The organism is Pseudomonas sp. B21-059 (assembly GCF_026016285.1).
In the GTDB taxonomy this organism is placed as follows: domain Bacteria; phylum Pseudomonadota; class Gammaproteobacteria; order Pseudomonadales; family Pseudomonadaceae; genus Aquipseudomonas; species Aquipseudomonas danubii.
Map to the genome: position 1 here is coordinate 125,001 of NZ_CP087201.1, position 25,902 is coordinate 150,902.

Below are 25,902 nucleotides of genomic sequence, written 5' to 3' on the forward strand. Positions count from 1 at the left end.
GGCTTAGACAGCTAGGAGGTTGGCTTAGAAGCAGCCACCCTTTAAAGAAAGCGTAATAGCTCACTAGTCGAGTCGGCCTGCGCGGAAGATGTAACGGGGCTCAAACCATACACCGAAGCTACGGGTATCACGTAAGTGATGCGGTAGAGGAGCGTTCTGTAAGCCTGTGAAGGTGAGTTGAGAAGCTTGCTGGAGGTATCAGAAGTGCGAATGCTGACATGAGTAACGACAATGGGTGTGAAAAACACCCACGCCGAAAGACCAAGGTTTCCTGCGCAACGTTAATCGACGCAGGGTTAGTCGGTCCCTAAGGCGAGGCTGAAAAGCGTAGTCGATGGAAAACAGGTTAATATTCCTGTACTTCTAGTTATTGCGATGGAGGGACGGAGAAGGCTAGGCCAGCTTGGCGTTGGTTGTCCAAGTTTAAGGTGGTAGGCTGGAATCTTAGGTAAATCCGGGGTTCTAAGGCCGAGAGCTGATGACGAGTTACCTTTTAGGTGACGAAGTGGTTGATGCCATGCTTCCAAGAAAAGCTTCTAAGCTTCAGATAACTAGGAACCGTACCCCAAACCGACACAGGTGGTTGGGTAGAGAATACCAAGGCGCTTGAGAGAACTCGGGTGAAGGAACTAGGCAAAATGGCACCGTAACTTCGGGAGAAGGTGCGCCGGTGAGGGTGAAGGACTTGCTCCGTAAGCTCATGCCGGTCGAAGATACCAGGCCGCTGCGACTGTTTATTAAAAACACAGCACTCTGCAAACACGAAAGTGGACGTATAGGGTGTGACGCCTGCCCGGTGCCGGAAGGTTAATTGATGGGGTTAGCTAACGCGAAGCTCTTGATCGAAGCCCCGGTAAACGGCGGCCGTAACTATAACGGTCCTAAGGTAGCGAAATTCCTTGTCGGGTAAGTTCCGACCTGCACGAATGGCGTAACGATGGCGGCGCTGTCTCCACCCGAGACTCAGTGAAATTGAAATCGCTGTGAAGATGCAGTGTATCCGCGGCTAGACGGAAAGACCCCGTGAACCTTTACTATAGCTTTGCACTGGACTTTGAATTTGCTTGTGTAGGATAGGTGGGAGGCTTTGAAGCGTGAACGCCAGTTTGCGTGGAGCCATCCTTGAAATACCACCCTGGCAACTTTGAGGTTCTAACTCAGGTCCGTTATCCGGATCGAGGACAGTGTATGGTGGGTAGTTTGACTGGGGCGGTCTCCTCCTAAAGAGTAACGGAGGAGTACGAAGGTGCGCTCAGACCGGTCGGAAATCGGTCGTAGAGTATAAAGGCAAAAGCGCGCTTGACTGCGAGACAGACACGTCGAGCAGGTACGAAAGTAGGTCTTAGTGATCCGGTGGTTCTGTATGGAAGGGCCATCGCTCAACGGATAAAAGGTACTCCGGGGATAACAGGCTGATACCGCCCAAGAGTTCATATCGACGGCGGTGTTTGGCACCTCGATGTCGGCTCATCACATCCTGGGGCTGAAGCCGGTCCCAAGGGTATGGCTGTTCGCCATTTAAAGTGGTACGCGAGCTGGGTTTAGAACGTCGTGAGACAGTTCGGTCCCTATCTGCCGTGGACGTTTGAGATTTGAGAGGGGCTGCTCCTAGTACGAGAGGACCGGAGTGGACGAACCTCTGGTGTTCCGGTTGTCACGCCAGTGGCATTGCCGGGTAGCTATGTTCGGAAAAGATAACCGCTGAAAGCATCTAAGCGGGAAACTTGCCTCAAGATGAGATCTCACTGGGATCTTGAATCCCCTAAAGGGCCGTCGAAGACTACGACGTTGATAGGTTGGGTGTGTAAGCGCTGTGAGGCGTTGAGCTAACCAATACTAATTGCCCGTGAGGCTTGACCATATAACACCCAAGCAATTTGCGAACTCGAAAGAGACCAGATTGCGGTGTGTGAAGACGAAACAAACCGAAAGTTTGCACAACACACAAATCTATTACATACCCATTCGCTGGCACGTTGCATCAGCAACGGACTGGCTACCGAATTTCTTGACGACCATAGAGCGTTGGAACCACCTGATCCCATCCCGAACTCAGAAGTGAAACGATGCATCGCCGATGGTAGTGTGGGGTTTCCCCATGTGAGAGTAGGTCATCGTCAAGATTAAATTCCAAAACCCCTGTTTGCTGACGCAGACAGGGGTTTTGTTTTTGCGCTCGATAAAGTCTGGGTAATCAAGTCACAAGGTCCTGCGGAGTACCTGTAGCTGCCTTGAACAGACGGCTATTACCAACGTTCGACTCTATCCTTAACGCCAGGCTCTACGCCGATTGCCGCTCCTGCGGGCAATCAACTTACACCACCAGATATAAATGCCATCAGCCACAGCCCACAATTGCCGGGCAAGACCAGGGTTGTAATGGAACTCATGCAGAAACGGCACCAGGTTCTCTCTGTAAGCCGCAGGCTCCCCCCAAAGCGCTTGAGCACTGACCGAATCTAGATAAAGCACCTAATGGCTTTGGCATAACGCCTGCGGGTGGTAGTTCCGTACGTGGTACAACTGCCAGCAATGCAGTGTCCGGCCTCTTGTAGATACTCCTGCAGCCTTGGATATCCGGTCTGCACTCGGTCCACCAGCGCTCCGGGTGCCAGTAGTAGCGCTGCTCCGGATGCTTCATAGAGTTGGGGAAGGCATGCCGGCTCTCCACCAGCAGTGGGCGCCGAGTGCCCCGCTGATCTGGACGGCGAACTTGCTTGATGACATGGAGCCTGCCGGCCTGATTGCCACAAATGACAATTAGTCGTGCTGTTATGGAGGGGTTATCGATTTGGCAGTGAGCAGGAAGCTGTCGGTCATCTAAAAATGCGCGGCGGACGCTCTGGAATGCCGTTCGGCGGGAATCTGCAAGTTCAGACAAGTAATTCAGATAAATCTCTAAGGGTTCGGGGATTCTTGCCGAAAGACTGATAAGACATGTGTGCACCAAAGTAGAGCGGCCGGAGAATGTCGCCTGCACTGTTACATGGAATGTTGCTTTACGGACGCATCCCCACTTTCGGCATAAGAAGTCCCATGAAATGAATCTCAAGTTCAGCCATAAAATCCTTTTGGCCGCCTCCGGCGTAGTGGTTCTGGCTTTTGCGTTGTTCACTTTGTACAACGACTACTTGCAGCGAAACACTATCCGACAGAACCTCGAGTCCTCCATTCAGCAGGCCGGTGAGCTCACCTCCAGCAGCGTGCAGAACTGGATGAGCGGGCGAATCCTGGTGCTCGAGAACCTGGCGCAGAACGTTGCCCACCAAGGTCACAACGCAGACTTCCCGGGCCTGGTGGATCAGCCAGCCTTCACCTCGAATTTCCAGTTCACCTATGTCGGCCAAGCCAATGGCACCTTCACCCAGCGTCCTGATGCGAAGATGCCCGACGGCTACGATCCGCGTCAGCGGCCCTGGTACAAACAGGCCGTAACCGCCGATAAAACCATGCTGACCCCGCCCTACATGGCGGCTGTCGGCGGTCTGGTGGTCACCATCGCCATGCCGGTGAAGAAGCAGGGAGAATTACTCGGTGTGGTCGGTGGCGACCTGAGCCTGGAAACCCTGGTGAAGATCATCAACTCGGTGGACTTCGGCGGCCTGGGCCATGCCTTCCTGGTCAGCGCCGACGGTCAGGTGATCGTCAGCCCGGACAAAGACCAGGTGATGAAGAACCTCAAGGACATCTATCCCAGCGCCAATGTACGGATCGCCAGCGGCAACCAGGAAGTGGTCCTGAACAAACAGGAACGCATCCTTTCCTTCACCCCGGTGACCGGTCTGCCGAATGCCGAATGGTACATCGGTCTGTCCATCGACAAGGAAAAGGCCTACGCACCACTGAGCCAGTTCCGTACTTCTGCCTTGATCGCCATGTTTATCGCTGTGGCGGTGATTGCGGTATTGCTGACTCTGCTGATCCAGGTGCTGATGCGCCCGCTGATCACCATGGGCCGGGCGATGCAGGACATTGCTCAGGGCGAAGGCGACCTGACCCGGCGTCTGGTCGTGGAAAGCAAGGACGAGTTCGGCGAGTTGGGCAGTTCGTTCAACCAGTTCGTGGAACGGATTCACGCCTCGATTTCCGAAGTGTCCTCGGCTACTCGCCAGGTGCATGATTTGTCGCAACGGGTGATGGCATCGTCCAACGCGTCGATCATCGGTTCCGACGAGCAGAGCGCCCGCACCAACAGCGTGGCCGCAGCGATCAACGAACTGGGTGCTGCCACCCAGGAAATCGCCCGCAACGCCGCCGATGCCTCGCAACACGCCAGTGGCGCCAGCGAGCAGGCCGACGACGGTCGCCAAGTGGTGGAGCAGACCATCCAGGCGATGACCGAGCTGTCGCAGAAGATCAGCCTGTCCTGCACCCAGATCGAGACCCTGAATGCCAGCACCGACAACATCGGGCACATTCTTGATGTGATCAAGGGCATCTCCCAGCAGACCAATCTGTTGGCCCTCAACGCCGCCATCGAAGCGGCCCGTGCCGGTGAAGCCGGCCGTGGTTTCGCCGTGGTGGCCGATGAGGTGCGTAACCTGGCCCACCGTACCCAAGAGTCGGCGGAAGAGATCCACAAGATGATCACCTCCCTGCAGGTCGGGTCCCGCGAGGCGGTCTCGACCATGAATGCCAGCCAGGCGTCTAGCGAAGAGAGCGTCGAAGTGGCCAACCAGGCCGGTGCACGGTTGATCAGCGTGACTCAGCGGATCGGCGAGATCGATGGCATGAACCAGTCGGTGGCTGCGGCAACCGAGGAACAGACCGCGGTGGTGGAGACCCTCAACGTCGACATCAACCAGATCAACCTGCTGAACCAGCAGGGCGTTGCCAACCTCAACGAAACCCTGAAGGACTGTGATGCACTGTCGCAGCAGGCCAGCCGCCTGAAGCAACTGGTGGACAGCTTCAAGATCTGAGGCCGTCAGGGACCGCCCCTAAAGCCCGCTCCTGCATCACAGCAGAGCGGGCTTTTTCATGGGCGGCGTTCAGGTCAGGTGTTCCCCCAGCAGCCCCAGGTGCGTGTTGATCACCTGCAACAGGCGCTGGCGCTGAGACTTGATGAAGAAATGGTTGCCGGCCACTTCAATCAGTTCGAATTCGCGCCCAGTGAACTCTCGCCAGTTGAGCATATGGTTGGCTGTCGCCAGCGGGTCCTCACTGCCATAGAAAGCCGTCAGCGGTATGTCGAGGCAGCCGCTGGAGGTGTCGTACCAGGTTTCGAAGAGTTTCAGGCCGTTGCGCAGCAAGCGTTCGTAGGATTGCAGGTCGTTTTGCCCCCGGGGCATCTCCAGGGGGCTGGCGCCGAGAGTCAGGATCGCTTCGCGGAATGCCGCGATGGGCAATGAGTGCAGCAAAGGCCGGCGGGGCAGGCTGTCAGGGCTGCGGCAGCCAGAGACGAACAGGTGGCGGGTCTGCAGTGGAAACCGCTCCTGGGCGTACTTGCAGGTTTCGTACGCCAACAGTGCCCCCAGGCCGTGGCCGAACAGCGCATGGGGCTTGTCGAGCCAGGGATTGAGGGCGGCGAACGTGTTTTCCAGCAGGCTCGGCCAGTTGTCACAGGGCGCTTCGTCGCGGCGTGGGCCGTGCCCCGGAAGGTTGATCACCACCAGCTCGATGTGATCGGCCAGGCTGTTGGACCACACCCGCAGTTGCTCCGCTGCCGCCCCGGCCTGGGGAAAGCAGATCAGGCGTATGCGGGTGGCGTGCCCTGAGTTGATCACCAGCGTCCATTGTCGGGTGTCGGTGTACACAGCTTTTCCTTAAGCAAGGTGGCCCGTGGGCGGGATCTCGTTGCGGACAAGAGGCCGTTGGAGGGGGACGTCCCAGTCCGCGAATGGTTTCTAACATAGTGGCTGGCGCGGCTGAATGCACGTGGCGACGGGTGAAATTCATGGGCTGTCGCCGGCAACGCAAAGGCCACTTGAAGCTATTCTCTGAGTGTTGAATGCAGGCCCTTCCCTGGTGGCCGGTGATTGTAAGGTGCCATTGTTTTTTGTCGGGCCAGCCTTCACCATCAGCCGATTTACGACAGCTCCCATGGACTCATTGCATTGGCGGCACGTTTAGCTCTTTTTCGGACCTTGCGCTGGTTCTGCTCGGCACTGCTGCTGGCTGGCGCGCTGCTGGGCAGTCTGCACGCCGACTGGGATTTTTCCCTGATCAGCCGCCGTGCCACGGCGCTCTACGGTCCCCTGGGCGAAGGTCAGCAACGTATCGATGCCTGGCAGCACCTGCTGGCCACGCAGAAGCAGGTGCCCGAGCGCGAGCAGTTGAAAGTGGTCAACCTGTTCTTCAATAAGAACATGCGCTACATGGAAGATATCGATCTGTGGCGTCAGGTGGACTACTGGGAGACGCCGATCGAGGCGCTATGGAAGGGCGCCGGTGACTGCGAGGACTATGCGATTGCCAAGTACTTCAGCCTGCGGCGTCTCGGGGTGTCCAGTGACAAACTGCGCATCACCTACGTCAAGGCCTTGCGCCAGAACCGCGCGCACATGGTCCTGACCTACTATTCCACGGCGGATGCCATGCCGCTGGTGCTTGATAGCCTGGAGGACTCGATCCGCCCGGCCAGCGAGCGAACCGACCTGCTGCCGGTGTACTCCTTCAATGCCGAAGGGTTATGGCTGCCGGGCGCCAAAGGCAACAAGCGGGTCGGTGATACCAAGCGCCTGTCCCGTTGGCAGGATGTGTTGAAAAAAATGCAGGCCGAAGGTTTCCCGGTCGAGACGACTAACTAGGAGCACGAGCTCAGATGTCTTTGTTCAAACAACTGTTGATCGCAATCTGTGTGTTCCTGGTGGTCGCCTTCAGCGGCAGCTTCATGGTCAGCCTGGAAAGTTCACGCACCCAGTATGTCAATCAGCTGCGCTCCCATGCCCAGGACGCGGCCACGGCCCTGGCCTTGTCGCTGACACCGAATATCGACGATCCGGCGATGGTCGAACTGATGGTCAGTTCGATCTTCGATAGCGGCTACTACGCCAGCATCCGGGTGGTGGACCTGGCCACCGACAAGACCATCGTCGAGCGCAACGGCATCCCGGAAGTCAGCAATGTGCCCCAGTGGTTCGTCAAGCTCATCGGCCTTGAGCCTGCCGGCGGCGACGCCATCGTCAGTCGTGGCTGGGAGCAGGCCGCGCGGGTCGAGGTGCTCAGCCATCCGATGTTCGCCGTGGCCAAGCTTTGGCAGAGCGCCCTGGGCAGCCTGGGCTGGCTGTTGATCTGTGGTGCGGTGAGCGCGGTGCTCGGTGCCCTGTTGCTGCGGCGCCAGCTCAAGCCGCTGGACTACATGGTCCAGCAGTCCCATGCCATTGCCCGCCGCGAGTTCCTCAGCCTGCCGCAACTGCCCCGAACCCCGGAACTGCGCCGGGTAGTGCAGGCGATGAACCAGATGGTCGAGAAGCTCAAGGCGCTGTTCCAGGAGCAGGCCGAGCGCAGTGAAAAACTGCGCATCGAGTCTTACCAGGACAGCCTGACCGGGCTGGCCAACCGACGTTATTTCGAAATGCAGCTGCATGCCCGGGTGAGCAACCCGGAGCAGGCCAGCTCCGGTTACCTGCTGCTGTTGCGGGTCAAGGACCTGGCTGGCCTGAACCAGCGTCTAGGGGGCCAGCGCACCGACCAACTGCTGCAAGCGGTGGGAGAGCAATTGCTGCGCGAGTGCAACAAGTACCCCGAAACCCAGAACCTGGTGACCCGGGTCCGCGGTGGCGAATTCGCCGTACTGGCGCCCGGCCTGGTGCGTGAGGAAGCCATCCAGCTGGCCCAAAGCCTGGACAGCGCTCTGGGCAACCTGCATGCCACCGGCGCCACCGACGTTGCCGCAGTAGCCACCATCGGTCTGGCGGCCTTTGCTCACGGAGATTCGCCACAAGCGGTGCTCAGCCTCGGCGATCAGGCCCTGGCCCAAGCCGAAGCCCAGGGCGAGACCAACTGGGCCTGCCTGGATCAGGGGGGTGGCGCTCAAGTCGGTGATGATCACCATGCCTGGCACCGGCTGCTGGACCGGGCGCTGTCGGAGCAGCGCTTCAAGCTGTATTTCCAGCCGGTGGTGGCGGCCCAGGACACCACGCTGGTGCTGCACTACAAGGTGTTGTCGCGGTTGCTGGACGAGCAGGGCCAGACCATCCCGGCCGGGCGCTTCCTGCCCTGGTTGGAGCGCTTTGGCTGGACGTCGCGCCTGGATCTGCTGATGTTGGAACAGGTGTTGAAGCAGATGGTCGGACATGACCACTGCCTGGCGTTGAACCTGTCGGCAGCCACCCTGGAAGATCCTCAGGCCCTGAACCGGGTATTCGAGATTCTGCGCCAGCACTCTGACCTGGGGCCGCGCCTGACCCTGGAAATCGGTGAGGAACAGCTGCCTGAGCAGATTCAGCTGGAACAGTTGACCCGGCGCCTGCGGGAACTGGGCTTCTCCCTCAGCCTGCAACGCTTTGGCGGGCGCTTCAGCATGATCGGCAACCTGGCGCGCTTGGGCCTGGCCTATCTGAAGATTGACGGCAGCTACATCCGCGACATCGATCAGGAAAGCGACAAACGCCTGTTTATCGAAGCTATCCAGCGGGCTGCCCACAGCATCGACCTGCCGCTGATTGCCGAGCGGGTCGAGACCCAGGGCGAGCTGCAGGTGATTCGCGAGATGGGGCTGTATGGCGTGCAGGGGCAACTGTTCGGCGAGCCAGCACCTTGGGCTTGAACGTGCATTCGCCGGCAAGCCGGCTCCTGTAGGCGAGGGGCTTTCAGATCAAACCGGTTTCATCATCATTGATCAGCCGGCTGAGTCCACCCAGGGCCTCACGGGCCTGGGTGCGATCCATCAGCTTGGCCTGAGCCGCCGCCGGCAGGTCGGTGACGCGAATCACGCCCTTGCTGGTCAGGACCTGAATCAGGTCGTCCAGCACCCGGATCATTTCCAGGTCACTCTGCTTGAGCTGCTTGAGACTGACTTCCACCGCCTCGTTGGCGTACCAGGTCTGGATCTCGTGGTGATCGGCGGGCAGCGTCTCGGTAGCCTCGGCGTAAGCGGCGGCTTCCACGCGAATCAGCTGACCTTGCGCATCGCGTTGCACGTAGAACATGGCAAATCCCTCAGGCTTTTTTAGGCATCCGGCTGTCAGCAGCATAGGCCAGCGCAGCATTCAGAGCGCGAGTATGCGGTGCGCCGCGACAATCGTCACGGCGCAGGCTGTTGGCCAGGACCCGGCAACCACCCGCCAGGGGTGGCTGCCAGGAGCCGATCAGCTGTTGTTGTGATCGATCTTGATGGTCGGGTCGCTACCGGCGATCAACGAGTTGATGTTGGCATTGGACCAGTTGTTGCCTTCCAGCTTGATCGTCACGTCGGCGTTGGCCAGGCCCCCGGCGGCGTTTAGCTTGCCTTCGGAACTGACCTGCAGAGTCGAGACCCCGTCCACGGTAGTGATCTTGAGGAAGTTGTCGATGGTGCTGGCGCTCTCGCCCTGCAGCAGATCCCGCAGGTCGATACGGTCACCTTCACTGGCCTTGAAATCCTTGATCACATCGTTGCCAGTGTCGCCGGCCTTCCAGACAAAGGTATCGGCACCTGAACCGCCGATCAGGATGTCATTGCCCTGGCCGCCGATCAGGGTGTCTTTGCCGGTGCCCCCCAGCAGGATGTCATTACCCTTGCCGCCGTCCAGCGTGTCGTTGCCGCCCTGGCCGAAGAGAATGTCATTGCCGGCGCCGCCCAGCAGGGTGTCGTTGCCGTCATGGCTGCCAGACACATCGAACTCTGTGTAGTGCTCGGTGATGTACTGGTGCACGTTGCTGGTGGTGACCTTGCTCACATCGACCCCGTTCTGCTGGGCCACGTAGGCCTGCATGGCCTGGTAACCCTCGCCGGCGATGCCGTTGAAGCTCACCAGGTCGCCGAACAGGATGTCGTTGCCGTCGCCGCCGCTGACCTTGTCGGCCCCCGGCATGGTGGCTTCGGTGTGACCGATGATCGAATTGGCCAGGTCGTTCGGGTCGATGTTGGTCTGCGGCTTGCCATCGCTGTCGTATGGCTTGAGGTCGTTGAGGCTGACATCGTTGTTCAGGCCGATGGCTTCCACCTGGGACAGTTTGCTCAGCAGTACGAAGCCATCATTGGAGTTGCTGGTGGTGGCCGAGTTAGTGCTGCTACCGGTACCCGCCAGGTTCGACAGCTCATAGGTGCCGTCACCCTGGGCGTGCAGGGTGCCCAGGGTCTTGCTGCTCCAACCCCAGCCATTGGTGTAGGTCTGCAGAACCACCGAGCCGCTAGAGTTCACGGAGAGGTAGTGGGTGTTGTCGATGTAGCTGCTGAAGGTATCCCCCAGCTTGTAGTTGCTGGTGGTCACCACATCGTCGAGGCGCACGTTGCCGTACAGCGTCGGGTTGGTCTGCTCGCCGCTCTGGTAGTAGGTCGGCTTACCGTCGGTGATGAAGTAGGTCAGGTTGGTGGCATTGGTATTACCGGTGGCCTGGCTGCTCTGGAAGAAGTTGGCCGTGGTCTTGAACACGTCTTCATAGTTGGTGCCGCCGCCAGAAGCCATCGAATCCAGCACGGCCTTGAGTTGGGCCAGGGCATTCGGGTCGTTGAGGTTCACCGCTACCGACTTGTTGACCTGGGAATCGAAGTCGGCCAGGAAGATGTTCACGGTACCCGAGCCAGCGCTGCCGATGCTGTTCTTCAGGGTATTGAACACCGAGGTCAGTGAGTTCTTGGCCGCGGTGATCGAGGCGCTGCTCATACTGCCCGAGGTGTCCACCATGAAAGCGATGTTGTAGTTGGTGCCCGGGACCACCGTCAGGCCGCCGATGTCGGCGACCACGATGTCGTTGCCGTCGGTACCGGTGACGGTATCGTCGTCGGCGGTGGCGACCACAGCGTTGTAGTTTGCCGGGTAGACCTTGACCGGGATCTGCGCCGAAGTGCTGGCAGAACCGCCCAGGGACTCGGTGGAGGTCGAGGTCACGTTGAGGTTGAAGGTGCCGTTGTAGTACGGCGGCGGGGTGACCGTCAGGTTGCCCAGGTTCCAGCCGGTGACGTTGGCTTCGCCGGAGGTCGCGGTGGCGGTGAAGGTATGCCCGGCGCCATCGCTGAGGACCGAGCCAGCCGGGATGCCGCTGATCTTCACGCTCAGGGTTTCCGAACCGTCGGTATCGGTCAGGCCGGTGCTGATCTTCGACAGATGCACGCTGCCGCCTTCGCCGCCTTCGTTGAGCTTGTAGCCGTCGTAGTAACCCTCGCCGTTGGTGCCGTGCAGGTCGGACACCGAAACTCCGGCGTTGGTCAGGTCGGTGACGCCGGTGTACAGCGGCACGCCGGCGTTGCTCAGGTCTACCGGGGCTCCGCCGTTGACCGACAGGTTGACGTCGTAGCTGCCCGGGCCACTCTGGTTGTGGTGGTAGATATCGATGGTGTAGTAGCCGTTGGTGGTCGGGGTGAAGGTACCGTTGAGGTTACCGCCCGCGCCCCAGGTGGTGCTGGCCACGTTCTTGCCGCCGATGGTCACCAGCAGGCTGTCGTCGCCGGTGCCGGAGAAGGTGTAGGCCTTGCCGGCTTCCAGGTAGATCAGGCCGGAGGTCTTCGATGCGGTGCCCGGGGTGATGTTGCCATCGGACTGGACGTTGGTCGCCAGGCTGCTGCTGTTAGGCGTACCGGCAGCATCAATCACCGATTTCAGGGTGCTGGCGGACGCGCCGTTGCCGTCGGTGCCCAGGCCGCTGAGGCCGGTCCAGACTTCCTTGAGCAGGCCCACCGAGTTGACGTTGTTGCCCGCCACGCTCAGGGTCGGGGCATCGGCCACTGGGGTGATGTCGACCGTGACCGTACCGGTGCTGCCCAGGGCCTGGCCATCGGTTGGCTGGAACTTGATCTGGGCGTAATCGGCCTGTTGGTTGCCTACGCCGCTGCCGCCGTAGCCATTGGTGCCGGATTCATTGGCGTCCGGGGTGAAGCGCAGTTTGCCGGCATCGATATCGGCCTTGCTGAAGGTCTGGTTGTTGGCCACATCCTTCCAGGTCGAACCGTCCAGGTACTGCAGTTTGCCTTCACCCGGCAGTTGGGTAATTTTCACTCCAAGGTTGGCAGCCGGGCTGTCGACGTCGCTGACGCCGAAGTTGGACCAGGTCAGGGCCAGCGGGCTGTCTTCGCTGCCGGTCACGGCGCCGCCGGTGGCGGTTGGGGCGTCGTTTACCGCCACCACATTGACCGTGGTGGTGGCGACGTTGGAGTAGTTGCCGCCGTCGGTCACGGTCACGGTGATGGTCCGTGGCGTGGTGCTCGGGTCTTCACTGTTGTTGGTGAAGGTGATGTTCTTGATCTGTTGCATGTAGTCGGCCAGCGTCGCGTTGCCCGACAGGGTCAGGGTGATCGAGCCGTCCTTGCTGTTGGCATTGATGTTGATGCCGTTGACGCTGTTGCCCAGGTTCAGCGAGTCCCCCGGCTGACGGTTGGTCAGCACGATGGTGGCGCCGGTCAGCATCGTGCTGTCCGGGTCGGTGATGCTCAGGTCGGTGTCGGCGATCGACACGCCAGGGCCCGTGGTGCCTTCGGTGAAAGTGACCTTGTAGTCGGCACCGGTAGCGCCGCTGGAGTTGTTGGCGTCCAGGTCGATGACCGGTGGCGCATCGTTGTCGATGATCGAGGTGGTGACGCTGTTGTTACTGCCCACCACCAGGTTCTCGAAGTTACCGCCGCTGGCCGAATCGATCTTGACCGTGAAGTTCTCGGTGCCTTCAGTGATCTTGTTGTCAATGGTGGCGACGTTGAAGTTGGCGCTGCTGGCGCCGGCCGGAATCTTCACGGTGTACACGCCGCTGAAGTCCGAACCGTCAGTGGCGGTGCCGCTGTAGCTGATCTTCAGGGTGACTTCGGTCTGCGCCGGATGCGTCAGGCTCACGGTGTAGCTGGCGGTCTGGCCTTCAGTGACCGAAGTGCTGCCGGTGATGCCCACCGAAGTGGTATCCACGGTGTCGGTCACGTTGGTCACCGCTGGTGTGGTGTCCGGCACCAGCTTCTCGAAGTTGCCTCCGGTGGCGCTGGTGATCGAGGCATTGACCTTGCCGGCGTCGATATAGACGTCGTCAGCCGGCGCCGCAACGGTGACGGTGCCGGTGGTTTTGCCGGCGGCGATGTTGATCACCGCGCCGTTGCTCAGAGTGACGGTCACCGGAGTACCGGCTGCGTTGGTCAGGGTCGCGGTGTAGATGATCGAACCGCCTTCAGCCACGGTGCCAGTGGCGCTGAGGCTGACACTGGTGGTGTCGACGGAGTCGGTCACGGTGGTGCTGACCGGGGTCTTGTCGGCCACCAGGTTCTCGTAGTTGCCGCCGCTGACGTTGGTGATGGAGTTGGTCAGCGGAGTGTGGCCGACCAGTACATCGTTAGGCGCGCTGATGCTCACCGAACCGGTGGTCTCGCCGACCGGGATGGTGATCTTCTCGCCATTGGCCAGGTTCACGGTGACGGGCGAACCGGTCACAGGAGCGCTAACGGTGGCGGTATAAGTGACGTTGCCGCCTTCGGCAGCCGAAGGCGTGGCCTTGAGCGTGACGGTGCTGTTGTCGATGGTGTCGGTAACGTCGGTCACCGCTGGTGTGGTGTTTGGCACCAGCTTCTCGAAGTTGCCGCCCTCGGCCTTGGTGATGGTGGCCTCAACCTTGCCAGCGTCCTTGTAAACGTCATCGGTTGGCGCCGCGACGGTGGCGGTGCCAGTGGTGGCGCCGGCAGCGATGGTGATTACTGCACCATTACTCAAGGTCACGGTAACCGGAGTGCCTGCAGCATTGCTCAGGGTCGCGGTGTAAACGATGGAACCGCCCTCGGCCACAGTGCCGGTGGCAGTGAGACTGACACTGGTGGTGTCGACGGTGTCGGTCACGGTGGTGCTGACCGGGGTCTTGTCGGCCACGAGATTTTCGTAGTTGCCGCCGCTGACGTTGGTGATGGAGTTGGTCAGCGGAGTGTGGCCGACCAATACATCGTTCGGTGCGCTGATGCTCACCGAACCGGTGGTTTCGCCGACCGGGATGGTGATTTTCTCGCCATTGGCCAGGTTCACGGTGACGGGCGAACCGGTCACTGGAGCGCTAACGGTGGCGGTGTAAGTGACGTTGCCGCCTTCGGCAGCCGAAGGCGTGGCCTTGAGCGTGACGGTGGAGTTGTCGATGGTGTCAGTCACATCGGTTACGGCTGGCGTGGTGTTTGGCACCAGCTTCTCGAAGTTGCCACCCTCGGCCTTGGTGATGGTGGCTTCGACCTTGCCTGCATCCTTGTAAACGTCATCGGTTGGCGCCGCGACGGTGGCGGTGCCAGTGGTGGCGCCGGCAGCGATGGTGATCACCGCGCCGTTGCTCAGGGTCACGGTGACTGGAGTACCGGCCGCATTGCTCAGTGTTGCGGTGTAAACGATGGACCCGCCTTCGGCCACGGAGTCAGTAGCACTCAGGCTCAGTGTGGTGGTGTCTGGCGTATCAGTAACCGAGGTTTCAGCTGGTTTGTCGCTGATCTCCAACTTCTCGTAGTTACCGCCGTCAGCCTTGGTAATGGTGGTGCTCAGGGAGCTGCCGCCAGCCAGAGCATCGTTAGGCGCGGTGAAGTTCACGGTGCCGGAGGATTCACCGACCGGAATGGTGATGGTCTGACCGTTGGACAGGGTCACTACTACTGGTGAGCCAGTCACTGGCGCGGTGACCGAAGCGGTGTACACCACAGTGCCGCCTTCGGCGACGCTTGGCGTAGCGGTCAGCGAAACGGTGCTGGTGTCGATGGTGTCGGTGACATCGGTGACGGCTGGCGCTGGGTTGGTCTCCAGGTTTTCGAAGTTGCCACCGTCTGCTTTGGTGATAGTGACTTCGACCTTACCGGCATCCTTGTAAACATCATCCGCAGGAGCGGCAACGGTTGCAGTCCCCGAAGTAGCGCCAGCGGCGATGGTGATGACGGCACCATTGGAGAGTGTGACCGTGACCGGAGTGCCAGCGGCGTTGGTCAGTGTTGCGGTGTAAACGATCGAGCCACCTTCGGCCACAGAATCGGTGGCCGTCAGGCTCAGGGTGGTGGTATCCGGAGTATCGGTAACCGAGGTTTCAGCGGGTTTATCGCTGATCTCCAGCTTCTCGTAGTTGCCGCCGTCAGCTTTGGTGATGGTGGTGCTCAGGGAGCTGCCGCCAGCCAGGGCATCGTTCGGTGCAGTGAAGTTCACCGAACCTTGGCTTTCGCCAACTGGGATGGTGATGGTCTGACCGTTGGACAGGGTCACTACTACTGGTGAGCCAGTCACTGGCGCGGTGACCGAAGCGGTGTACACCACAGTGCCGCCTTCAGCCACGCTTGGTGTAGCGGTCAGGCTGACGGTGGAGGTGTCGATGGTATCGGTGACGTCAGTCACGGCAGGTGCTGGATTGGTGACCAGGTTCTCGAAGTTACCGCCGTCCGCTTTGGTGATGGTGGCTTCAACCTTGCCGGCGTCTTTGTAGACGTCATCGGCTGGGGCCGCGACAGTCGCGGTGCCAGTTGTGGTACCAGCGGCGATGGTGATCACCGCGCCGTTGCTCAGGGTCACAGTGACCGGAGTCCCTGCAGCGTTGGTCAGCGTAGCGGTGTAAACGATGGAGCCGCCTTCAGCCACGGAGTCGGTGGCCGAAAGGCTCAGTGTCGTGGTGTCTGGTGTATCGGTAACCGAGGTTTCGGCTGGCTTGTCATTGATCTCCAGCTTCTCGTAGTTACCACCGTCAGCCTTGGTAATGGTGGTGCTCAGGGAGCTGCCGCCAGCCAGAGCATCATTTGGAGCGGTGAAGTTCACGGTGCCGGAGGATTCACCGACCGGAATGGTGATGGTCTGACCGTTGGACAGGGTCACCACGACCGGCGAACCGGTCACCGGAGCGGTAACCGACGCGGTGTAAACCACGGTTCCACCTTCGGCGACGCTCGGGGTCGCGGTCAGGCTGACAGTCGACGTATCGATAGTGTCAGTGACATCAGTCACAGCTGGCGCTGGGTTGGTGACCAGGTTCTCGAAGTTGCCGCCATCCGCTTTGGTGATGGTGACTTCAACCTTACCAGCGTCTTTGTAGACGTCATCGGCTGGGGCCGCGACAGTCGCGGTGCCAGTTGTGGTACCAGCGGCGATGGTGATCACCGCACCGTTGCTCAGGGTCACGGTGACCGGAGTACCACCAGGGTTGGTCAGCGTAGCGGTGTAAACGATGGAGCCACCTTCAGCCACGGAGTCGGTGGCCGAAAGGCTCAGTGTCGTGGTGTCTGGTGTATCGGTAACCGAGGTTTCGGCTGGCTTGTCATTGATCTCCAGCCTCTCGTAGTTACCACCGTCAGCCTTGGTAATGGTGGTGCTCAGGGAACTGCCACCTGCCAGTGCATCGTTAGGCGCGGTGAAGTTCACGGTGCCGGAGGATTCACCGACTGGAATGGTGATGGTTTGACCGTTGGACAAGGTCACCACAACTGGCGAACCGGTCACTGGCGCAGACACAGACGCGGTGTAAACGACGATGCCGCCCTCGGCGACGCTCGGAGTCGCCGTCAGGGAAACGGTGCTGGTATCGATAGTGTCAGTTACATCGGTGACCGCAGGCGCTGGATTGGTGACCAGGTTCTCGAAGTTACCGCCGTCCGCTTTGGTGATGGTGGCTTCGACTTTGCCGGCGTCTTTGTAGACGTCATCGGCCGGCGCTGCGACGGTGGTGGTGCCGGAAGTGGCACCGGCAGCAATGGTGATCACCGCGCCGTTGCTCAGGGTCACAGTGACCGGAGTCCCTGCAGCGTTGGTCAGGGTCGCGGTGTAAACGATGGATCCGCCTTCTGCTACCGAGTCAGTAGCACTCAGGCTCAGAGTAGTGGTGTCCGGGGTATCGGTAACCGAGGTTTCAGCTGGCTTGTCGTTGATCTCCAGCTTCTCGTAGTTACCACCGTCGGCTTTGGTGATGGTGGTGCTCAGGGAACTGCCACCTGCCAGTGCATCGTTAGGCGCGGTGAAGTTCACGGTGCCGGAGGATTCACCGACTGGAATAGTGATGGTCTGACCGTTGGACAAGGTCACCACAACCGGCGAGCCGGTCACTGGAGCGGAGACCGAAGCGGTGTACACCACAGTGCCGCCTTCAGCGACGCTTGGCGTAGCGGTCAGCGAAACGGTGCTGGTATCGATAGTGTCGGTGACATCGGTGACGGCTGGCGCTGGGTTGGTCTCCAGGTTTTCGAAGTTGCCACCGTCTGCTTTGGTGATAGTGACTTCGACCTTACCGGCATCCTTGTAAACATCATCCGCAGGAGCGGCAACGGTTGTAGTCCCCGAAGTAGCGCCAGCGGCGATGGTGATGACGGCACCATTGGAGAGTGTGACCGTGACCGGAGTGCCAGCGGCGTTGGTCAGTGTTGCGGTGTAAACGATCGAGCCACCTTCGGCCACAGAATCGGTGGCCGTCAGGCTCAGGGTAGTGGTATCTGGCGTATCGGTAACCGAGGTTTCAGCAGGTTTGTCGCTGATCTCCAGCTTCTCGTAGTTGCCGCCGTCAGCTTTGGTGATGGTGGTGCTCAAGGAGCTGCCGCCAGCCAGGGCATCGTTCGGTGCAGTGAAGTTCGCGCTGCCGGACGATTCGCCAACCGGAATAGTGATGGTCTGTCCGTTGGACAGAGTTACCACAACCGGCGAGCCGGTAACCGGAGCCGTAACCGAAGCGGTGTACACCACAGTGCCGCCTTCGGTGACGCTTGGTGTAGCGGTCAGGCTGACAGTCGACGTATCGATAGTGTCAGTGACATCAGTCACGGCAGGCGCTGGATTGGTGACCAGGTTTTCGAAGTTGCCACCGTCCGCTTTGGTGATGGTGGCTTCGACTTTGCCGGCGTCTTTGTAAACGTCGTCGGCTGGTGCTGCGACGGTGGCGGTGCCGGAAGTGGCGCCAGCGGCAATGGTGATCACCGCGCCATTGCTCAAGGTTACGGTGACCGGCGTACCAGCCGCATTACTCAGTGTCGCGGTATAGACAATGGAGCCGCCTTCAGCCACGGAGTCGGTGGCCGAGAGGCTCAGCGTCGTGGTGTCCGGGGTATCAGTGACTGTAGTTTCAGCTGGTTTGTCGCTGATCTCCAACTTCTCGTAGTTACCGCCGTCAGCCTTGGTAATGGTGGTGCTCAGGGAGCTGCCGCCAGCCAGGGCATCGTTCGGCGCGGTGAAGTTCACCGTGGCGGAAGACTCGCCCACTGGAATAGTGATGGTCTGACCGTTGGACAGAGTCACCACAACCGGCGAGCCGGTAACCGGAGCCGTAACCGACGCGGTGTATACCACTGTGCCGCCTTCGGCGACGCTCGGAGTGGCAGTCAGGCTGACGGTGGAAGTGTCGATGGTGTCGGTGACATCAGTCACAGCCGGAGCTGGGTTGGTGACCAGGTTCTCGAAGTTGCCGCCGTCAGCTTTGGTGATGGTGGCTTCGACTTTGCCGGCATCCTTGTAAACATCGTCTGCGGGAGCGGCAACGGTGGCAGTCCCCGAAGTGGCGCCTGCCGCGATGGTGATGACGGCACCGTTGGAGAGTGTGACCGTGACCGGAGTGCCAGCGGCATTGGTCAGGGTCGCGGTGTAGACGATGGAGCCGCCTTCGGCCACCGAGTCGGTGGCGGTGAGGCTCAAAGTCGTTGTATCCGGGGTATCGGTCACGCTGGTCTCAGCCGGTTTATCGCTGATCTCCAGTTTTTCGTAGTTGCCGCCATCGGCCTTGGTGATGGTGGTGCTTAGGGAGCTGCCACCGGCCAGAGCGTCGTTGGGGGCGGTGAAATTGACAGAGGCCTGGCTTTCGCCGACCGGGATGGTGATGGTCTGGCCGTTGGACAGGGTCACTACAACTGGCGAACCGGTCACCGGCGCGGTGACCGAAGCGGTGTACACCACGGTGCCGCCTTCAGCGACGCTTGGCGTTGCAGTGAGGGACACGGTACTGGTGTCGATGGTGTCAGTGACGTCGGTTACTGCCGGAGCAGGGTTGGTCTCCAGGTTCTCGAAGTTGCCGCCGTCAGCTTTGGTGATGGTGGCTTCAACCTTGCCAGCGTCCTTGTACACGTCGTCGGCCGGGGCGGCGACGGTCGCGGTGCCGGAAGTGGCGCCAGCGGCGATGGTGATCACCGCGCCATTGCTCAGGGTCACGGTCACCGGAGTACCTGCCGCATTGCTCAGGGTCGCGGTGTAGACGATGGAGCCGCCTTCGGCCACCGAGTCGGTGGCACTCAGGCTCAGAGTAGTGGTGTCCGGAGTGTCGGTGACAGCGGTCTCGGCCGGCTTGTCATTGATCTCCAGTTTTTCGTAGTTGCCACCCTCGGTCTTGGTGATGGTGGTGCTCAGGGAGCTGCCGCCAGCCAAGGCATCATTGGGCGCCGTGAAGTTCACGGTGGCGGAAGACTCGCCCACCGGAATGGTAATGGTCTGTCCGTTGGACAGGGTCACCACAACCGGAGAGCCGGTCACCGGCGCCGAAACCGACGCGGTGTACACCACGGTGCCGCCTTCGGCGACGCTTGGGGTAGCGGTCAGGCTGATGGTCGAGGTGTCGATGGTGTCAGTGACATCGGTCACCGCTGGAGCCGGGTTGGTCTCCAGGTTCTCGAAGTTGCCGCCGTCAGCCTTGCTGATGGTGACTTCAACCTTGCCGGCGTCCTTATAGACGTCGTCGGCAGGCGCCGCGACAGTGGCGGTGCCAGTCGTGGCGCCAGCGGCGATGGTGATCACCGCGCCGTTGCTCAGGGTTACGGTCACCGGGGTGCCAGCGGCATTGGTCAGTGTGGCGGTGTAAACGATGGAACCGCCTTCGGCCACGGAGTCGGTGGCCGAGAGGCTCAGGGTGGTGGTGTCCGGGGTGTCGGTTACTGTGGTTTCAGCGGGCTTGTCGCTGATCTCCAGCTTCTCGAAGTTGCCGCCGTCAGCCTTGGTGATGGTGGTGCTCAGGGAGCTGCCGCCAGCCAGGGCATCGTTGGGTGCGGTGAAGTTCACGGTGGCGGACGATTCGCCCACCGGGATGGTAATGGTCTGTCCGTTGGACAGGGTCACTACAACTGGCGAGCCGGTCACCGGCGCCGACACAGACGCGGTGTACACCACGGTACCGCCTTCGGCCACGCTTGAAGTCGCCGTCAGGTTCACCGTCGAGGTATCGATGGTGTCGGTGACATCGGTGACGGCTGGCGCTGGGTTGGTTTCCAGGTTCTCGAAGTTGCCGCCGTCAGCTTTGGTGATGGTGACTTCGACCTTGCCGGCGTCTTTGTACACGTCGTCAGCCGGTGCGGCGACGGTGGCTGTACCCGAGGTAGCGCCAGCGGCGATGGTGATGACTGCACCGTTGGACAGGGTCACGGTGACCGGAGTGCCTGCAGCATTGGTCAGGGTAGCGGTGTAGACAATGGAGCCGCCCTCGGCCACGGAGTCGGTGGCCGACAGGCTCAGCGTCGTGGTGTCCGGCGTATCGGTAACACTGGTCTCAGCGGGTTTGTCGTTGATGTCCAGCTTTTCGTAGTTGCCACCGTCCGCTTTGGTGATGGTGGTACTCAGAGAGCTACCGCCAGCCAGGGCATCGTTCGGTGCAGTGAAGTTCGCGCTGCCGGAAGATTCGCCAACCGGAATGGTAATGGTCTGGCCGTTGGACAGGGTGACCACAACCGGAGAGCCGGTAACCGGAGCGGTGACCGATGCGGTATACACCACGGTGCCGCCTTCAGCGACGCTTGGCGTAGCAGTCAGTGAAACGGTACTGGTGTCGATGGTATCGGTGACATCAGTCACCGCTGGAGCTGGGTTGGTGACCAGGTTTTCGAAGTTGCCACCGTCAGCTTTGGTGATGGTTGCTTCGACTTTGCCGGCGTCTTTGTAGACGTCGTCGGCTGGCGCCGCAACAGTGGCGGTGCCAGTCGTGGCGCCAGCGGTGATGGTGATCACAGCACCGTTGCTCAGGGTCACGGTCACCGGAGTTCCGGCAGCGTTGGTCAGAGTGGCGGTGTAGACGATAGAGCCGCCCTCGGCCACAGACTCAGTGGCCGTCAGGCTCAGAGTCGTTGTATCCGGAGTATCGGTAACGCTGGTTTCAGCGGGTTTATCGCTGATTTCCAGTTTCTCGTAGTTGCCGCCATCGGCCTTGGTAATGGTGGTGCTCAGAGAGCTACCGCCAGCCAGGGCGTCATTCGGTGCAGTGAAGTTCACGCTGCCGGAGGACTCGCCCACTGGAATAGTGATGGTCTGGCCGTTGGACAGGGTCACTACCACTGGCGAGCCAGTCACTGGCGCGGTGACCGATGCGGTGTATACCACGGTTCCACCTTCAGCGACGCTCGGGGTTGCGGTCAGGCTAACAGTCGAAGTGTCGATGGTGTCAGTGACATCGGTCACCGCTGGAGCCGGGTTGGTTTCCAGGTTCTCGAAGTTGCCGCCCTCGGCCTTGCTGATGGTGACTTCGACCTTGCCGGCATCTTTGTAAACATCATCCGCAGGAGCGGCAACGGTTGCAGTCCCCGAAGTGGCGCCTGCCGCGATGGTGATGACGGCACCGTTGGAGAGCGTGACCGTGACCGGTGTGCCAGCGGCGTTGGTCAGGGTGGCGGTGTAAACGATGGACCCACCTTCGGCCACGGAGTCGGTGGCCGACAGGCTCAGGGTGGTGGTATCTGGCGTATCGGTAACGCTGGTCTCAGCAGGTTTATCGCTGATTTCCAGTTTTTCGTAGTTACCGCCATCGGTCTTGGTGATGGTGGTGCTCAGAGAACTACCGCCAGCCAGGGCGTCATTCGGCGCAGTGAAGTTCACGCTGCCGGAGGACTCGCCCACTGGAATAGTGATGGTCTGACCGTTGGACAGGGTCACCACGACCGGCGAACCGGTCACCGGAGCGGTAACCGACGCGGTGTAAACCACGGTTCCACCTTCGGCGACGCTCGGGGTCGCGGTCAGGCTGACAGTCGACGTATCGATAGTGTCAGTGACATCAGTCACGGCTGGCGCTGGGTTGGTGACCAGGTTTTCGAAGTTGCCGCCATCCGCTTTGGTGATGGTGACTTCAACCTTACCGGCATCTTTGTAGACGTCATCGGCTGGAGCCGCCACGGTGGCAGTGCCAGTTGTGGCGCCAGCGGCAATGGTGATCACCGCGCCGTTGCTCAGGGTCACGGTGACGGGAGTGCCAGCAGCATTGGTCAAGGTCGCGGTGTAAACAATCGAGCCGCCCTCAGCCACGGTATCGGTAGCGGTCACGCTAAGGGTGGTGGTATCCGGGGTATCGGTAACCGAGGTCTCAGCGGGCTTATCGCTGATTTCCAGCTTTTCGTAGTTACCACCGTCAGCTTTGGTGATGGTGGTGCTAAGGGAGCTGCCGCCTGCCAGTGCATCGTTTGGCGCGGTGACGTTCACGGTGCCAGAGGATTCGCCCACCGGAATGGTGATGGTCTGGCCATTGGACAGCGTTACTACGACCGGGGAGCCAGTTACTGGGGCGGTGACCGAAGCGGTGTACACCACGATGCCGCCTTCGGCGACGCTTGGGGTCGCGGTTAACGAAACGGTGCTGGTATCGATAGTGTCAGTGACATCCGTCACGGCTGGAGCTGGATTGGTGACCAAGTTTTCGAAGTTGCCGCCATCGGCTTTGGTGATGGTGACTTCGACTTTACCGGCATCCTTGTAGACGTCATCGGCCGGTGCCGCCACGGTGGCGGTGCCAGTTGTGGCGCCTGCGGCAATGGTGATCACCGCACCGTTGCTCAGGGTCACGGTGACTGGAGTGCCGGCAGCGTTGGTCAGGGTCGCGGTGTAAACAATCGAACCGCCTTCTGCCACGGTATCGGTGGCAGTCACGCTGAGTGTGGTGGAGTCCGGTGTGTCGGTGACCGAGGTTTCAGCTGGCTTGTCATTGATCTCCAGCTTCTCGTAGTTACCACCGTCAGCTTTGGTGATGGTGGTGCTCAGGGAACTGCCGCCTGCCAGTGCATCGTTAGGCGCGGTGAAGTTCACGGTGCCGGACGATTCGCCAACCGGAATAGTGATGGTCTGTCCGTTGGACAGAGTCACCACAACCGGCGAGCCGGTAACCGGAGCCGTAACCGAAGCGGTGTAAACCACGGTGCCGCCTTCAGCGACACTTGGTGTAGCGGTTAACGAAACGGTGCTGGTATCGACAGTGTCAGTTACATCGGTGACCGCTGGCGCTGGGTTGGTAACCAGGTTCTCGAAGTTGCCGCCGTCGGCTTTGGTGATGGTGACTTCAACCTTGCCAGCGTCTTTGTACACGTCATCGGCTGGGGCCGCGACGGTGGCGGTGCCAGTCGTGGCGCCTGCGGCAATGGTGATGACTGCACCGTTGGACAGGGTCACGGTGACGGGTGTGCCAGCAGCATTGGTCAGCGTGGCGGTGTAAACAATCGAACCGCCTTCTGCCACGGTATCGGTAGCAGTCACGCTAAGGGTGGTGGTATCCGGAGTATCGGTAACCGAGGTTTCAGCTGGCTTGTCGTTGATCTCCAGCTTCTCGTAGTTACCACCGTCAGCTTTGGTGATGGTGGTGCTCAGAGAGCTACCGCCAGCCAGGGCGTCATTCGGCGCGGTGAAGTTCACGGTGCCGGAGGATTCACCGACTGGAATAGTGATGGTCTGGCCGTTGGACAGGGTGACCACGACCGGCGAGCCGGTAACCGGAGCCGAAACCGACGCGGTGTAAACCACGATGCCGCCTTCGGCGACGCTCGGGGTGGCGGTCAGGCTGACAGTCGACGTATCGATAGTGTCAGTGACATCAGTCACGGCAGGCGCTGGATTGGTGACCAGGTTCTCGAAGTTGCCGCCATCGGTCTTGGTGATGGTGACCTCGACCTTGCCGGCGTCCTTGTACACATCGTCGGCCGGGGCCGCGACGGTGGCGGTGCCGGTGGTGGCACCAGCAGCGATAGTGATGACAGCACCGTTGCTCAGGGTCACGGTGACCGGAGTCCCTGCAGCGTTGGTCAGCGTAGCGGTGTAAACGATGGATCCGCCTTCTGCTACCGAGTCAGTAGCACTCAGGCTCAGAGTAGTGGTGTCCGGGGTATCGGTAACCGAGGTTTCAGCTGGCTTGTCGTTGATCTCCAGCTTCTCGTAGTTACCACCGTCAGCTTTGGTGATGGTGGTGCTCAGAGAACTACCGCCTGCCAGGGCATCGTTCGGCGCGGTGAAGTTCACCGTGGCGGAAGACTCGCCCACTGGAATAGTGATGGTCTGGCCGTTGGACAGGGTGACCACGACCGGCGAACCGGTAACCGGAGCGGTGACCGACGCGGTGTAAACCACGGTTCCACCTTCGGCGACGCTCGGAGTGGCGGTCAGGCTGACGGTGGAAGTGTCGATAGTGTCAGTGACATCAGTCACGGCAGGCGCTGGATTGGTGACCAGGTTTTCGAAGTTGCCGCCATCGGTCTTGGTGATGGTGACTTCGACCTTGCCCGCGTCCTTATAGACGTCATCAGCCGGTGCGGCCACGGTGGCGGTGCCAGTGGTGGCGCCAGCGGCGATGGTGATCACCGCACCGTTGCTCAGGGTCACGGTGACCGGAGTCCCAGCAGGATTGGTCAGTGTCGCGGTGTAGACGATGGAGCCGCCTTCGGCCACGGTGCCGGTGGCCGACAGGCTCAGGCCGGTATCGTCAATGGTGTCAGTGACTGTGGTCACGGCCTTGTCGGTGCTGGGCACCAGGCTCTCGAAGTTGCCGCCCTCGGCCTTGGTGATGCCGACCTCGATGGTGCTGCCGTTCTTGTAGACATCGTTGACCGGGGCCGCGACGTCGATCGAACCGCTGGACTTGCCCGCTTCGATGGTGATGACCGAACCGTTGGACAGGGTAATGGTCACCGGCGTTTGCGCCGGGTTGGTCAGGGTGGCGGTGTAGGTGATCTGTCCGCCTTCGGTGACGTTGGCATCGGCTGTCAGGGTGACGGTGGTGGTGTCGATAGTGTCGGTGATCTGGGTCACCGCCGGGGTTGGATTGACGGTCACCAGCAGGCCACCGCCGCCAGCGGTGCCGGTCACGCTCACGCTGATCTGGCCGGGGTCGATGTAGACGTTGTCTTGGGGCGCCAGAGGGACCTGCACGCTGCCAGTGGTTTGGCCCGCACTGATCACGATGACCGCACCATTGGACAGGGTGACGGTCAGGTCGGTCAGCGGTGCCTGGGTCAGAGTGGCGGTATACACCAGCACGCCACCGGCTTCGGTGATGGTCGGGGTGGCGCCCAGGGTCAGGGTCGCCGGACGCAGCGAATCACTGCCACTGCCGTTGCCATTGGCCAGGCCATTATTGTTGGTCAGCCCGCCAATGGTGTTGTCCTGGGCCGAAGTGGCCAGCCCCAGGCCGGCCGTCGGGAAGCCGATGGTCGGGTCCACCCGGCCAGCGGTTTCCTCAAGCTGGACGAAGCTATGGCCGCCCCCGGCGGCACCGCCCGTACCTGCTGCGGACGGGCCGGCAGCGGTGGCTTCCAGGTCGGTGGTCGGGTCGACACCCGCGGCAATGGCCTGCTGCAGTTCAGCCACCGATGGCGCGGCTTGCGCACTGGCCTGGGCCAGGTCGGTGCTGGAGTCCGGTGCGGCACCGCTCCATTGAGTGTCGCGGCCAAGGTCGAGGGTACGCCCGTCGGTCAACTCCAGGGTAACGGCACCCGCCGGGCCGGTATCCACCTGGTCACCCACGAACAGGCGGTCGCCTTCGATGAGTACGCGCCGGATTCCTTCCGGGGAAACTACGAAAACCTGACCGACAATGCTTTTGACGATGGCAACAACACTGCTCATTGGGGACTCTCCGGTGTACCGCTCAGTTGACATCCATGTACCGGCTTGGGCGCGGGCCGCAACTCAGTCTGGAGGTACATTGCTGTGTAATTGG

6 protein-coding genes, 2 rRNA genes and 1 pseudogene (1 of these 9 cut by a window edge) are annotated in these 25,902 nt (G+C 60.7%); 6 read left to right on the forward strand and 3 right to left on the reverse strand.

Features of this window, described 5'->3' with window-relative positions:
- The 4 genes and pseudogenes from LOY69_RS00615 to LOY69_RS30430 all read left to right on the forward strand — a co-directional run.
- Window positions 1-1,861 (forward strand): 23S ribosomal RNA (locus tag LOY69_RS00615); it begins 1,031 nt to the left of the window's first position.
- Window positions 1,862-2,007: 146 nt separating this feature from the next.
- Window positions 2,008-2,123, forward strand: a 5S ribosomal RNA gene (gene rrf / locus LOY69_RS00620).
- A 918-nt stretch (window positions 2,124-3,041) separates the two neighbouring features.
- Window positions 3,042-4,067, forward strand: a pseudogene (locus tag LOY69_RS30425) (cache domain-containing protein); the annotation flags it as partial.
- A gap of 69 nt (window positions 4,068-4,136) precedes the next feature.
- Window positions 4,137-4,922: a methyl-accepting chemotaxis protein gene (locus LOY69_RS30430; protein ID WP_371826218.1), complete on the forward strand. Its 786-nt coding sequence runs from the start codon at window positions 4,137-4,139 to the stop codon at window positions 4,920-4,922.
- A 69-nt stretch (window positions 4,923-4,991) separates the two neighbouring features.
- Here the strand turns inward: LOY69_RS30430 and LOY69_RS00630 are convergent, their stop codons facing one another.
- Window positions 4,992-5,756 carry a thioesterase II family protein gene (locus tag LOY69_RS00630; protein ID WP_170002495.1) on the reverse strand — a complete coding sequence of 255 codons (765 nt, stop codon included), beginning with the start codon at window positions 5,754-5,756 and terminating at the stop codon, window positions 4,992-4,994.
- A 300-nt stretch (window positions 5,757-6,056) separates the two neighbouring features.
- Between LOY69_RS00630 and lapG the strand changes: the two genes are divergently transcribed.
- Together lapG and lapD are read left to right on the forward strand one after the other, a co-directional pair.
- On the forward strand, window positions 6,057-6,749 hold the full coding sequence (gene lapG, locus LOY69_RS00635) for a cysteine protease LapG (RefSeq protein ID WP_102882660.1): 693 nt from the start codon (window positions 6,057-6,059) through the stop codon (window positions 6,747-6,749).
- Between the two features lie 14 nt (window positions 6,750-6,763).
- Window positions 6,764-8,710 carry a cyclic di-GMP receptor LapD gene (gene lapD, locus LOY69_RS00640; protein WP_102861885.1) on the forward strand — a complete coding sequence of 649 codons (1,947 nt, stop codon included), beginning with the start codon at window positions 6,764-6,766 and terminating at the stop codon, window positions 8,708-8,710.
- 43 nt (window positions 8,711-8,753) lie between these two features.
- Here lapD and LOY69_RS00645 read toward each other — a convergent pair whose 3' ends face one another.
- Both LOY69_RS00645 and LOY69_RS00650 read right to left on the reverse strand, forming a co-directional pair.
- On the reverse strand, window positions 8,754-9,092 hold the full coding sequence (locus LOY69_RS00645; RefSeq protein WP_102861886.1) for a tryptophan synthase subunit beta: 339 nt from the start codon (window positions 9,090-9,092) through the stop codon (window positions 8,754-8,756).
- A gap of 159 nt (window positions 9,093-9,251) precedes the next feature.
- Window positions 9,252-25,808, reverse strand: coding sequence for a LapA family giant adhesin (locus LOY69_RS00650; RefSeq protein ID WP_265073993.1), 16,557 nt, complete (start codon window positions 25,806-25,808; stop codon window positions 9,252-9,254).
- Window positions 25,809-25,902: the final 94 nt, after the last annotated feature.